The following is an 11,502-nucleotide window of genomic DNA, read 5'->3' as shown; positions in this document are numbered from 1 at the left end:
GTACCACCGCGTTACAAAAACCTTTTGCCTTTCCAGTGGTTCTCCATAGACCTAAAACATTCACAAGTCATGGAAAACAACGCAAATCTCTCCGATGGAGCCAGACAGGCCGATACCGTCTCCAGTGAGAACGCCGAAACAATGTTCAGTGCAGATCAGGCCGAAACCAATATGGTGAAGTTGGTTGACGGCAAACTAGTCTCTATGGGCGACACTGAAGACGATGTTTCCGATGATATGCCCCGTATTCGGTTGGGTAGCGATGAAGAGCGGGCTCTAACCGGCGACGATAAAAAGAAATACGAGAATTCAGACGCGGCTTTGCGGGCGGGCACCATGTTCGATCCGTCGGTCATGCCAGACGATCCCATTGCGGTCGGCGATATTACGGGCAATCCTGACTCGGGTTCCGTCGTGAATACGGGGTTACCTTCCGAGGATGAGCCTGATCAGGATAAGAAAGAAACGCCAACCAATTCATTCGGTGGCTGGAACTTCATCGGAAGCGGTTATCCAACCGCCGACATGATTCCGCAAACGCCGGGTTCGCCTGATCCAACACAACCGGTTCCAGGTATCCCGGAAATCCCGCCGGCTCCACCAGTACCCGGTCCGGAAATTCCGGATTTACCTGGTTCACCCAGACCCGTTTCTCCCGAGATTCAGGATCCCAACGAACCCGATCGTTCGCACGAGATCAATGCCGGAACACGGAGCACGTTCACTTCGGGGCTACCGAGTGTGATGCCCCCCGATGAGCTTGAAACGAGTGAACCCGTTGCGGGAACAGCGTATCAGGGGGCAGCCGCCGGACCTGACGAGGAAGGCATGGAAGATAAACCTGATACGGGTAACTCGGCGCGCCCGTATGATGTCAATGCAAAAAATACGCACGAGAATCAGCCAGGCGAGCGCCCGGAAGAAGCAAAGGAAGCGCAGAACCTCCCCCGCGAACTGGCCGATGAGAGCAGCGTTACAGCGCAGGATATGATTTCGGGACCTGACCGTTCGGACCAGAAATCGACCGATGGGCTGGATCGAAAATACAACGATCCACAGGCCGCCCGCGATATGGCAAGTTGATTTTTACAATCCTATTGACAAAGAGCGCAAAAGAGAAGCCAGGATCGCCGAGAAAAACACGCAGCGACCTTTGCTTCTCTTTTGCGCTCTTTGCGGTTTAAACTTACATTAGCCTAAAATTCAAAACTACATGAAAAAGATACTTATCTCCTGCCTTCTGCTCAGCGCTTTTGCGTTTACAGCACCCCCAAAATGGACAACTCTGTTCGACGGCAAGACCATAAAAGGCTGGCATAGTTACCACAAAGATGGCGTGGTAGGCTGGTCGGTCGAAGACGGTGCCATGACCCCCGACGGTACGGGTGGCGACCTGGTGACGGATAAAGAATACGAAAACTTCGAGCTGGAATTCGAGTTCAAAATTCCCAAAGGCAGCAACAGTGGTGTTGTGTATAAAATCATCGACAGCCCCGATATTAAATCGACCTACATGTCGGGACCGGAGTACCAGGTTATCGACGACAAAGGCTACCTGGATGGCGAGGGTAAACCCTACAAGTTGAAAGACACCCAAATGACCGGCGCCAACTACGACATGATTCCCCCCTCTGACTTCAGTATTGCCAAAGCCCCCGGCGAATGGAACAAAGGTCGTATTGTGGTCAACAAAGGCCATGTGGAGCACTTCCTGAACGGTAAAAAAGTAGTCGATTACCAGTATGGTTCCGACGATTGGAAGGCCTTGGTCGCGAAGAGCAAATTTGCGAACTGGCCCTATGCCACACCCCATGCCAAAGGCAAAATAGCCCTGCAAAACCACAGTCCCAGAGAGCGTGTCTGGTACCGAGATGTAAAAATTCGGGAGTTATAGTTGAACAATATTATGGCAAAAGGCCCTATTCTGTTGATCGGAATAGGGCCTTTTGCTTTCACTATTAGCCTATTAAATAATACCTATTCAAGGATTGTCGCTATACGTTGCGTTTCCTTTCCGCTATCAATCAGGCCTCTGGCCAAAAAGCCTTACCTTTGTGGCATGATAGCCTCTTCTTCGCTCTATCCGGTTACTCCCCCCTGATCTAAAGCCCCTGCTTTTCGTAGTGCATGCATAATGCTGGACGATGCTCATCAGCCAGTGGGTCTTTTTTTGTCTATCAGGTTATTTCTTCATGAATCAATATTTGAATTTATTCGATTTCAAGCAGCGCGTCGATTATAAAAACGAAGTGCTTTCCGGCTTAACCGTGGCCCTTGCCCTCATTCCCGAAGCGGTTGCCTTTGCCTTAATTGCTGGTCTTTCGCCCCTGACGGGCTTATATGCCGCGTTTACGATGGGGCTGGTCACATCCATACTGGGTGGTCGACCAGGTATGATTTCCGGGGCAACGGGTGCCGTCGCGGTGGTGATCGTCGCGCTCGTTAAGAGCCACGGCGTCGAATACATCTTTGCGACGGTGGTGCTGGCGGGGCTTATCCAGATACTGGCGGGTGTTTTACGGCTGGGAAAATTCATTCGGCTGGTGCCTCATCCTGTCATGTTCGGCTTTGTCAACGGGCTGGCGATCGTCATTTTCCTGTCGCAGATGGACCAGTTTAAAGTGGCCGATGCGACAGGTGCGCTCCACTGGATGACTGGAACACCGCTCGTTATTTTATTGGGCCTGGTCGCCTTAACAATGCTCATTATCTGGGGATTGCCCCGATTGACCAAAGCCGTTCCGGCCTCGCTGGTTGCCATTATTACGGTTTCACTCATAACCATTGGCCTGAACATCGACACCCGCACCGTTGGCGACATTGCGTCTATCCAGGGTGGTTTTCCGCCCTTTCACATCCCGGCCGTACCGTTTACGCTCGAAACCCTGTCGATCATTTTCCCCTATGCGCTCATTGTAGCGGGTGTGGGCCTGATCGAAAGTTTACTGACCCTGAATCTGATCGATGAAATCACCCAGACGCGCGGCCGGGGCAATAAAGAGTGTGTGGCGCAGGGGCTGGCCAATGTCACAAGCGGCTTTCTGTCGGGGATGGGTGGCTGCGCTATGATTGGGCAGAGCCTGATCAATATTTCGTCTGGCGCACGGGCCCGGCTATCGGGTATCGTGGCCTCGGTTATGCTCTTGTTCTTCATCATCGTTGGCGCGCCGATCATTGAAAAACTACCGATGGCCGCCCTCACGGGCGTAATGATCATGGTCGCCATTGGCACATTCGAATGGGCCAGTCTGAAGACCTTTGGCAAAATGCCCTGGCACGATGTGCTGGTGATGGTGCTGGTGGCGGGCATCACCGTTCTGCTCCACAACCTGGCGCTGGCCGTGCTGATTGGCGTTATCATTTCGGCGTTGGTGTTTGCGTGGGAAAACGCCCGTCGGATCAGGGCCCGGAAATACGTCGATCAGGCAGGCGTAAAACATTACGAACTCTATGGCCCGCTGTTCTTCGGCTCTGTAATGACGTTCCGGGAGAAATTCGACGTGGCAGGTGATCCCAAAGAAGTAATTATCGATTTCAAGGATAGCCGGGTGGCCGATATGTCGGGGATCGAAGCCCTTAGTAAATTGACCAGCAGCTACCAGCAGGCAGGCAAAACGATTCACCTCAAACACCTAAGCGACGACTGCCGACGCCTTCTAACAAACGCAGACAGCCTTATCGACGTCAACATCCTGGAAGACCCAGATTATGCCGTGCTGGCGGATGACTAGCGTCGTCAAAACGCTGCTAAAACCGGTATAAAGCCTATTTTTCGCTACAAGACAGTTGGCAATAACGCCTTCAAATAGTCACTAATCTCCTCCGCCGTGCTGCGGGCGGAGCGGCCAACGCCGATCAATGTAGCGGAGGCAAAGCCTGTCCAGGAGCCATAGCCAACCAGCCACAGGCCGGATTCTTGGATAGCTCTGGTTCCCTTGGTGGCAACCCGCCCGTCGGCGTCGACAAGGCCGAGCGAGCGCAGATAGTCAGTAGCGGGTTTGAAGCCCGTACACCAGATAATGGCGTCGATATCTTCGGTTCGGCCATCGGACCAGACAACACCTGTGCGGGTCAGGCGTGTAAACGGGCGAACACTCCTGAGAACGCCCCGACTACGGGCTTCCTGAACCGAAGGCACCATAACAATATCGCCAAGTCGGCCCGCAAACGTTGTTTCGCCCGACTGAGCTGCCTGGTACTGCTGGCTGGCCCGTTGGAATAACACGCGGCCATCGACGTCGTCGGGCAGGAACGTTGGTTCGGTAAGCGTTACCCAGGTCGTTTGCGCTACCCGCGAGATTTCGGCCAGAATTTGTGCACCGGAGTTTCCGCCCCCCACAATAAGCACCTTTTTCCCCGCCAGCGAATCAGGCGACTGATAGTGTGCCGAATGAATTTGCAGTCCTTCATAATCGGCCAGACCGGGGTAATCGGCCATATATGGGTGACTCCAGGAACCGGTTGCACTCACGACCACTTTTGTGCGCCACTCCCCCGCCGTTGTGCGAACCAGAAAACCCGTTTCGGTACGATCTACCTGCTCAACGGTTACGGATCTGTGAATAGGAAATTGATAGCGGGCTTCATACGCTCTCAGGTAGTCGATAACATGGTCGCGCGGAGGGAAATCGGTTGCCGACTGGACACCTGCGGGGCGGGGCATGGGCCAACCCGGCAGTGAGCTGGCTTCGGCCGGTGAAAATAGGCGCAATGAGTACCAACCGTGTACCCACGCCCCACCCGGCTGATCGCCCGCATCCAGGATCACGAACGGCCGATTGATCCGGCGCAGAAAATACCCCAGCGCCAGACCGCTCTGCCCGCCACCAATGACAACTATATCAGTTTCCATTTTCACATAGCAATTGCTGATTTACTCACTGGCTGATCCGTCCCGGTTCGCGAACGTTGGCTCCCGTACGCTTCTGAATGTCATCGCCAAGGTCAGCGCGGGCTTCTTCGGCAATTTTTTCCAGCCTGGCAACAACGTCGGGATGTTGCTCCCGAACGTCATAGCGCTCGCCGGGGTCACGGCGCAGATCGTACAACGCAGTCGAAAATTCATGGCTTTCTGTAGTGGGGCCGGGTTGTCCATTCTGCCCCGGCAGGAATCCTTCATAGGTACGGCCGGGGTGGGCGAACACGAGTTTCCATTCGCCCTGCCGAACAGCTTCGAGACTATTTTTACGGTAATAGTAGTAAAATTTATCCCGGGGTGTCACGGTGTTATCGCCCTTGAGGAGCGCAAGCCAGTCGACCCCGTCAATCCGCTGTTTGGGCAATCGGGCCCCACAGAGTTTGACTACCGTGGGCAAGATATCCAGGGCTGTCAGCAATTTGTTGCTCACCCTACCCGCTGGAACAACGCCCGGCCAACGCACCAGACATGGTACGCGGTGCCCACCCTCATACGAGGTTCCTTTGCCCTCTCTGAAACCACCCGACGAACCCGCATGGTCACCATAATTCAGCCAGGGACCGTTGTCGCTGATGAAAATGACGAGCGTATTTTTGTCAAGCCCTTGCTGTTTCAACTCGTTCATGATCTGCCCGACAGACCAGTCCAGTTCCATCAGCACATCACCGAAGATACCGCGTGCGCTCTTTCCTTTGAATTTCGCCGAAGCCGCCAGGGGAACATGTGGCAACGGATGGGGTACATATAGAAAAAATGGCTTTTTCTTGCGATTCCGAATAAAGGATACCGCTCGTTCCGTGATGGTTTCAGTTATTTTACCGGCATCGTCCAGATTCCTAATTTCCTGACCTGGCTCATTGCCGTCAATCCAGCGCAAAGGTGGATAATGTGCGGCAGCCTGATTGGGATGCAGTGGCCACATGTCGTGCGAATACGGTACGCCATAATAGTCATCGAAACCCTGTTGCAGCGGTAAAAATTGCTTGTTATCGCCCAAATGCCATTTCCCGAACATCCCCGTCGCATAACCACGCTCTTTGAGCAGATCGGCCAGGGTTTCTTCGTTTGGGTTCAGGCCAATGGGCGAGTTTGGACCCAGCGCCCCCGAAATGCCCAGCCGATTTGGGTAGCAACCCGTCAAAAGAGCCGCCCGCGACGCGCTACAAACGGCCTGAGCCGCCAGGAAGTTGGTGAAACGGGTTCCTTCAGCCGCCATTTTATCCAAATTCGGCGTGGTGTAATCCAGTGCACCGGTCACCGACAGATCACCATAGCCCAGATCGTCCATAAAAAACAGGACAACATTCGGGGGGACCGCAGGAACTGGTTTCTGGACCCAGGCCGTAATGAGCAGGCCAGCGCCCGCCAGCAGAAGAATACCAAATAAGAAACGAAGAAAACGGGTGAGCATCATCACATAAAACTAATTAAAGAATATAGTCTGTTTGCTATCGGAGATCAGGTTGCACCCAAATCCTAGAAGTCGACCTTCCTGCGCTTCTCTTTCACGTCTCCCTTGTGTTTTTTTGTGGCGATCCGTTCATCGACGGCTGACTTTGATGGTTTGGTCGCTTTGCGGGGTTTGGGCTTCTCGAACGCTTTTTCAATCAGCCGGTAAAATTTTTTGGTTACCTTCTCTTTGTTGGCCAGTTGCGTCCGCTCAGTCTGGTGCGTCAGCACTAACTCTCCTTCGGTAGTCAATTTACCGGCTAATTTTTCTTCCAGAACTGCCCGCTCTTCGTCCGTGAGCACCGTTGACTGGAGCACGTTGAACCGGAGTTCAGCCTTAGTTGCCACTTTGTTCACGTTCTGCCCACCGGCCCCACCACTGCGGGCAAATTGATACTGTAATTCGGGCTGTAAACGGGACGTATCCATACTTAATGAAGCTAATCTGTGGATTGAATAGAAAAACTACTGAATCGGCGAACAATCGGCACATGTGTCAGTTTTTCCCCAAAACTAATGGATTCAACGGTATGGCTCATCACGATCAGAAAATCGCCACCATGCTGGGCGATACGTTAACCGTACTGGGCGGTGGTTCGCCCTCAACCACAACCGATGAAGGTGTCAACCTGGTTAATCAATGGATCGGTACTGTTCGTTCCAATGCCTCTACGGAATGGGTTGCTGAACCCCTTCGAAAGCTTCGGGATGCCCTGACGGCCAACGATGTAAACGAAGTTGAACGGATCATGCGCGACCTTTCCGGTGTTGCCATCGACTTTGCGAACGATGGCGAAACGGGTGACTACAAAGAAGATTTGCAGAATCTATCAACCTCCCTAAAGGATTTTTCCCGGGGGCTGGCCAAGTAAAAAGCAGGATAACAAACCACATATAGAAGAAATTGGACCATGATTACTAAAGACCAAAATCAGATCTCGCTCATCGAAGAAACGGTCAATACGTTCGATGGGAATATTGACGAAACGACCGCCACCGACGGCCTGTCGCTTATTGATAAGTGGCTAACCCGGCTCAATGAGGCTGGCACGGAGAACACCGATACCATTACGGACATACTCGAACGACTGCGGCCCGAAATCGACACGGCGCAACGTTACAACCGGATAGATAACCAGCGGATTGCCAGCTTACTGCAGGAACTCATCGAGCAGACCCAAAAAGTAGCGGCTTTACCTGAAGCCAGTGCCGAGCAGGATGAGCTCTCGCAGTTGATCGCCACGCTCGAAAACCTGCACCACCAGGCAGTTAGCCTTATTGATTAAACAAAACAACCCATACAATGGCCATAAACCAACACGCGTCAAACTTAATCGATATAACCGCCAACGCTTTTAACGGCGACGTTATCAGCATTTCTCCAACGGATGGACTGTCACTCGTCGACAGTTGGATCAGCTTTCTGAAGGCTGACGGACAGGAAAATAACCCAATTACCAATCGCTTAACTGAGCTAAGGACAGAATTACAGGAGAGCAACCTCAACGGCGCTCATATTCAGGATATCCTCAACGATCTGGTCGGGCAGACGACAAAAGTGGCCGATTCGGCGGAAGCGGACAATAAACCAAGACTCACGACCTTAGCAGAAGCGTTGCAGGGGTTTAACCAGCACCTGAACTCACCGACGCCAATGACTAATCCCGACAGGCAGGCACCCATGACCAGCACCGTCGGGGGCGAATCGACAACCAGTGGCGCTGGAATTTCGGCAGTAGGCGCTACCGATGACGACCTGTCCAACCGGAATGGAGGGACCGTAAGTAGTGGCCCAACGACGGTGATGGATGCGGTGCCCGGTAATGCCCGACCTGCCGCCAGCGGCACTGCTTCAGATGAAAGCAGCAACGCGGGTGGTTTACAAACGGCTGGTGGCGACTCCTATTCTTCGGTTTCGGACGTAGCAGATGCTAGTGCGGGACGGATTGGCGGCATGGGCATTTCGGGTGGTGACAGCGATTCGGATTCCATCCAGTCTGGAGGTCGGTCGTCTTTGTAACGAAAGCAGAATCGTTGCCCGCTAGTCCTGAAGGCAGACATTTGCTGGCTTAGATCGGTTTTTCGTCTGGCTGGCCATGCCCTTCTGTCCGCTAAACAAACCGTCGCCAGACGGGTTATTTACAGAACAACAAATCACTAACAGGTTGACGTCCGTTCAGGCTCGGGCATTTTCGGCCTGTTATTAATCCATAAAGTGCTATGCCTTCTCATGCATTAGATCAACGGCTGTTTGAGCGAACAAACAGCCTTAGCGACGAAAATGATTCGATTCTTGGGTCGCCCCAGGATGGTGTCGAACTTATCGACGACTGGTTACGGGTGATTGCCGGCGATACCAGCACACAACTTATTGAAGAGCAATTAAAAGCACTTCGTAATGAGTTGACACGCGATGAACCCGATGAAGACCGTGTTCGGGGCTTGCTGAGAGACCTTGGCGACAATACGGCCCTTGTGGCGCAGGGGAGAAACGTTCAGGAGCAAACGGCCAACAAGCTGGATGACCTAGCCTTTACGCTGCGCTCGCTGGCAGGCATGTAAAAACGTCAATGCATATTACTAACCGTCCAAACCGATAAGATTTTAACAACTTTATTGGTTTATCAACATAAACGTCACGCTTAAATTGGCCCTTTCAGGATGCTAGGATCGAACAAGTTAGAAGAGAGCATGCTGAGCGATACGCTCAGTTTGTTTCGGGGTACCGACCCGGCCGATATATCAGCCGCCCAGGGCGTTATGTTAATTGATGGCTGGCTGCAGGCACTGGATGGCGACCCGAACATTGACCGGCTCAACGACAAGCTCAATGAGTTGCGCACGGTTCTCCAGTCGCCCCAGCCTGATGAACAGCACTTGCGAACGTTGCTAACAAATCTGGCCGACATCGCACAGGAAGTTGCCGAAGGACCAACCGCCGAGGGTACCTGGACGGGTGGGCTGGAGAGCTTGTCAAAAATTTTACGCAATTTGGGCGCCAGCGCATAGCTACGAGCGTCTGGCACTAGCCCGTAAAGACCATCACTCATTAAATTCACTACACAAAATGGAAGGAACAGGCACAACCCTTGAACACAGAATGCTTACCGATACCCTTGGCGCCTTTGGCGAAGAAAGCCTTGCTACGCTTTCGCCCGAACGGGGTATCTTATTGCTCGAAGGTTGGTTAAACGCACTCCCCGGCGATGTGGGTGCCGAACGTATTATGGCGGAGATTACTGCCCTCCGGGACCACCTGAAAACAGGCGATTTCGATCTGGAAAAGATACGGCATCTACTGCTCAGCATGGCCAGCCATACCTCTATTCTCTCGCATGAGCCTGTAGTTGATTCATCGACGGCCAGTCAGCTGGCCCAGTTGGCTCAGGCGCTGCGTAGTCTCAGTAACCGCTTCTAATATGTTTACACACGAAGAATCCTCAACGCTGCTCGACTCCACAATGGATATTCTGGAGGGCGATCTGGCCAGCCTAACGCCTGAAAGCGGCACTGGTATTATTGATCAATGGCTGGCTCAGTTGAACAAGGCCGAGAACACCAAAGACATTACCAGTACCTTAGAGCAAATAAAGGCACAGGCCGAAAAAAATCCGGCTGATATAGGGGAACTGGTTCAGCTATTGGAAACCCTGTCTACCCAAACTGTCGAATTTAGCACGAAGATGGGCCCGGAAGGCGACATCGCAACGCGTTTAGATGCATTGTCATCGGCACTACGATCGCTGGCCGGTCAGATGGGTAATCAGTAATAAATTTACTTAAATAGAATGGTTGTGTCGGTTACTCTCAAGCAACCGACACAACCATTCTATTTAAGAGCTTAGCATGAGCGGTTCAAAATACCGTTATCCTTATTTCAATCCGTTCCAGTAAATCAGCACATTCAGCGTAGCCCGGCCCGAGGCAATCAGGTCCAGATCACCGTCGCCATCGAGGTCAGCGGCCTGTAAATCCTCACACGCCATGCGCACGCTATCGTTAACTACATAACCCGCTACGGTTCCCTGCTCCTGTGGTTTAAATAACCGGATACCCACTTTCTTGTCGGCGTTGGGATTCCGCCATCCAGCCACAACCTGATCGCTGCCTATACCCAGAAAATCGCCACAAACCAGCGCATGTCCCTGACTAAGTATATCCGTCAGCACGCTGATCTGTTTTTCGGCTTCCCGGCTTTTTGTTTTTTTGAGACTGTAGTCGCCACTTTCCACCTGTAGCAAATTGCCGTGCATGGGTTGAATGGTCGCAATGCCTTTACCGTTATCCAACCGCCTGATTTCACCGATTCCCTCCACCCCCTTGGTCAACAAAGGCAGCGCATTGTTGGCCGATTCGGTTTCGACGGGCTGCCATTTCTTTTTCCGCCACTGGAATATATTGCCGCCTTCTTTACTGGCTACGATCAGGCCCGTGGCTGAGCCATTTTCGCCATCCTCCCAAACCTCAATATTATGGGTCAGGTGCATAGTCGAATCGACCAAGTAGCGTTTCCAGACAGCACGCGGGTCTTTCGAAAATTCATACCCCCAGATTCGGACGCCTTTACCCTCGCCGTTTTTGTTCCCCAGCCCGTGCAACGGAACAACGATCAACTGGTAGGAATCTTTCCCCACCTTAGCCCAACGCATCCGGTGCGTTGTCACTTCGTGCGGTAATCGAACGGGTGCCCAGGGTTGGGTGGGGTCTTGCGGACGCATGAGGTAAAAAACGGCGCCCGACTTTGTGCTGTCACTCGTTTCGGCCGGGTTCCAGCCCGCGCCAACAGCCACTTCTACCCGACCGTCGCCGTCCAGATCGCGGGCGGCAAGGCAAACGTTATCCTGAGGAGTCAGATTGGCCGCCATCACATGCCGTTGCCAGGCATCGGTCCGGTTGCCGGGGTTCCGATACCAGACAATCTCTTTCTGATCGGCCAGCAGAATATCGGGGCGACGGTCGCCATCAACATCGCCAATGGCGAGGCCATACCCAATGCTGATCTGATTATCGACCACCTGAATGGTAAAATTCAGGGCGTTCTCCCGGGTGGTATCCGGTTGCGCGATGACGGATGAGGCCGTTATACAGCCAAGAAAAAGAGCACGTTTCATAACGGTTGTTCTCATGTCTGACAA

Annotated in this window: 14 protein-coding genes; 10 read left to right on the top strand and 4 right to left on the bottom strand. The window is 52.8% G+C overall.

The window, feature by feature from the left end; genetic code table 11:
• Nucleotides 1-69: 69 nt before the first annotated feature.
• From ACYVAM_RS05750 to ACYVAM_RS05740, 3 genes are all read left to right on the top strand, one after another.
• Nucleotides 70-1,083: a hypothetical protein gene (locus ACYVAM_RS05750; protein WP_461064839.1), complete on the top strand. Its 1,014-nt coding sequence runs from the start codon at nucleotides 70-72 to the stop codon at nucleotides 1,081-1,083.
• 130 nt (nucleotides 1,084-1,213) lie between these two features.
• Nucleotides 1,214-1,894 (top strand): 3-keto-disaccharide hydrolase, encoded by a 681-nt coding sequence (locus tag ACYVAM_RS05745; protein ID WP_461064837.1) that lies wholly within the window; start codon nucleotides 1,214-1,216, stop codon nucleotides 1,892-1,894.
• 298 nt (nucleotides 1,895-2,192) lie between these two features.
• A complete protein-coding gene (locus tag ACYVAM_RS05740; protein WP_461064835.1) occupies nucleotides 2,193-3,731 on the top strand; it encodes a SulP family inorganic anion transporter in 1,539 nt (512 codons plus the stop codon).
• Nucleotides 3,732-3,775: 44 nt separating this feature from the next.
• Here ACYVAM_RS05740 and ACYVAM_RS05735 read toward each other — a convergent pair whose 3' ends face one another.
• From ACYVAM_RS05735 to arfB, 3 genes are all read right to left on the bottom strand, one after another.
• Nucleotides 3,776-4,852 (bottom strand): ArsO family NAD(P)H-dependent flavin-containing monooxygenase, encoded by a 1,077-nt coding sequence (locus ACYVAM_RS05735; RefSeq protein WP_461064833.1) that lies wholly within the window; start codon nucleotides 4,850-4,852, stop codon nucleotides 3,776-3,778.
• A gap of 25 nt (nucleotides 4,853-4,877) precedes the next feature.
• Complete coding sequence (locus ACYVAM_RS05730) at nucleotides 4,878-6,332, bottom strand: sulfatase family protein (RefSeq protein ID WP_461064831.1); 1,455 nt, start codon at nucleotides 6,330-6,332, stop codon at nucleotides 4,878-4,880.
• Nucleotides 6,333-6,394: 62 nt separating this feature from the next.
• Nucleotides 6,395-6,796, bottom strand: a complete 402-nt coding sequence (gene arfB, locus ACYVAM_RS05725; protein ID WP_461064829.1) for an alternative ribosome rescue aminoacyl-tRNA hydrolase ArfB — start codon at nucleotides 6,794-6,796, stop codon at nucleotides 6,395-6,397.
• 101 nt (nucleotides 6,797-6,897) lie between these two features.
• Here arfB and ACYVAM_RS05720 point away from each other — a divergent pair, with 101 nt between their 5' ends.
• The 7 genes from ACYVAM_RS05720 to ACYVAM_RS05690 all read left to right on the top strand — a co-directional run bounded on the left by ACYVAM_RS05720 (nucleotide 6,898) and on the right by ACYVAM_RS05690 (nucleotide 10,137).
• On the top strand, nucleotides 6,898-7,239 hold the full coding sequence (locus ACYVAM_RS05720; RefSeq protein WP_461064827.1) for a hypothetical protein: 342 nt from the start codon (nucleotides 6,898-6,900) through the stop codon (nucleotides 7,237-7,239).
• 39 nt (nucleotides 7,240-7,278) lie between these two features.
• Nucleotides 7,279-7,653 (top strand): hypothetical protein, encoded by a 375-nt coding sequence (locus ACYVAM_RS05715; protein WP_461064825.1) that lies wholly within the window; start codon nucleotides 7,279-7,281, stop codon nucleotides 7,651-7,653.
• A 17-nt stretch (nucleotides 7,654-7,670) separates the two neighbouring features.
• A complete protein-coding gene (locus ACYVAM_RS05710; protein WP_461064823.1) occupies nucleotides 7,671-8,387 on the top strand; it encodes a hypothetical protein in 717 nt (238 codons plus the stop codon).
• A gap of 200 nt (nucleotides 8,388-8,587) precedes the next feature.
• On the top strand, nucleotides 8,588-8,929 hold the full coding sequence (locus ACYVAM_RS05705; protein ID WP_461064821.1) for a hypothetical protein: 342 nt from the start codon (nucleotides 8,588-8,590) through the stop codon (nucleotides 8,927-8,929).
• A 99-nt stretch (nucleotides 8,930-9,028) separates the two neighbouring features.
• Nucleotides 9,029-9,376 (top strand): hypothetical protein, encoded by a 348-nt coding sequence (locus tag ACYVAM_RS05700; protein ID WP_461064819.1) that lies wholly within the window; start codon nucleotides 9,029-9,031, stop codon nucleotides 9,374-9,376.
• A gap of 58 nt (nucleotides 9,377-9,434) precedes the next feature.
• Nucleotides 9,435-9,785 (top strand): hypothetical protein, encoded by a 351-nt coding sequence (locus ACYVAM_RS05695; protein WP_461064817.1) that lies wholly within the window; start codon nucleotides 9,435-9,437, stop codon nucleotides 9,783-9,785.
• A 1-nt stretch (nucleotide 9,786) separates the two neighbouring features.
• Nucleotides 9,787-10,137: a hypothetical protein gene (locus ACYVAM_RS05690; RefSeq protein ID WP_461064815.1), complete on the top strand. Its 351-nt coding sequence runs from the start codon at nucleotides 9,787-9,789 to the stop codon at nucleotides 10,135-10,137.
• 102 nt (nucleotides 10,138-10,239) lie between these two features.
• Here the strand turns inward: ACYVAM_RS05690 and ACYVAM_RS05685 are convergent, their stop codons facing one another.
• Nucleotides 10,240-11,478, bottom strand: a complete 1,239-nt coding sequence (locus ACYVAM_RS05685; protein WP_461064813.1) for an FG-GAP repeat domain-containing protein — start codon at nucleotides 11,476-11,478, stop codon at nucleotides 10,240-10,242.
• Between the last annotated feature and the right edge of the window lie 24 nt (nucleotides 11,479-11,502).

It is taken from the genome of Spirosoma horti, from assembly GCF_054776595.1.
Note: the sequence above shows the minus strand (reverse complement) of the source record. Positions and strands in the feature narration are given on the sequence as shown.

Excerpts from the sequence above, each read along its gene's own strand:
- ACYVAM_RS05750 (WP_461064839.1), top strand. The coding sequence starts at position 70 with ATGGAAAACAACGCAAATCTCTCCGATGGAGCCAGACAGGCCGATACC.
- ACYVAM_RS05745 (WP_461064837.1), top strand. The coding sequence starts at position 1,214 with ATGAAAAAGATACTTATCTCCTGCCTTCTGCTCAGCGCTTTTGCGTTT.
- ACYVAM_RS05740 (WP_461064835.1), top strand. The coding sequence starts at position 2,193 with ATGAATCAATATTTGAATTTATTCGATTTCAAGCAGCGCGTCGATTAT.
- ACYVAM_RS05735 (WP_461064833.1), bottom strand. The coding sequence starts at position 4,852 with ATGGAAACTGATATAGTTGTCATTGGTGGCGGGCAGAGCGGTCTGGCG.
- ACYVAM_RS05730 (WP_461064831.1), bottom strand. The coding sequence starts at position 6,332 with ATGATGCTCACCCGTTTTCTTCGTTTCTTATTTGGTATTCTTCTGCTG.
- arfB (WP_461064829.1), bottom strand. The coding sequence starts at position 6,796 with ATGGATACGTCCCGTTTACAGCCCGAATTACAGTATCAATTTGCCCGC.
- ACYVAM_RS05720 (WP_461064827.1), top strand. The coding sequence starts at position 6,898 with ATGGCTCATCACGATCAGAAAATCGCCACCATGCTGGGCGATACGTTA.
- ACYVAM_RS05715 (WP_461064825.1), top strand. The coding sequence starts at position 7,279 with ATGATTACTAAAGACCAAAATCAGATCTCGCTCATCGAAGAAACGGTC.
- ACYVAM_RS05710 (WP_461064823.1), top strand. The coding sequence starts at position 7,671 with ATGGCCATAAACCAACACGCGTCAAACTTAATCGATATAACCGCCAAC.
- ACYVAM_RS05705 (WP_461064821.1), top strand. The coding sequence starts at position 8,588 with ATGCCTTCTCATGCATTAGATCAACGGCTGTTTGAGCGAACAAACAGC.
- ACYVAM_RS05700 (WP_461064819.1), top strand. The coding sequence starts at position 9,029 with ATGCTAGGATCGAACAAGTTAGAAGAGAGCATGCTGAGCGATACGCTC.
- ACYVAM_RS05695 (WP_461064817.1), top strand. The coding sequence starts at position 9,435 with ATGGAAGGAACAGGCACAACCCTTGAACACAGAATGCTTACCGATACC.
- ACYVAM_RS05690 (WP_461064815.1), top strand. The coding sequence starts at position 9,787 with ATGTTTACACACGAAGAATCCTCAACGCTGCTCGACTCCACAATGGAT.
- ACYVAM_RS05685 (WP_461064813.1), bottom strand. The coding sequence starts at position 11,478 with ATGAAACGTGCTCTTTTTCTTGGCTGTATAACGGCCTCATCCGTCATC.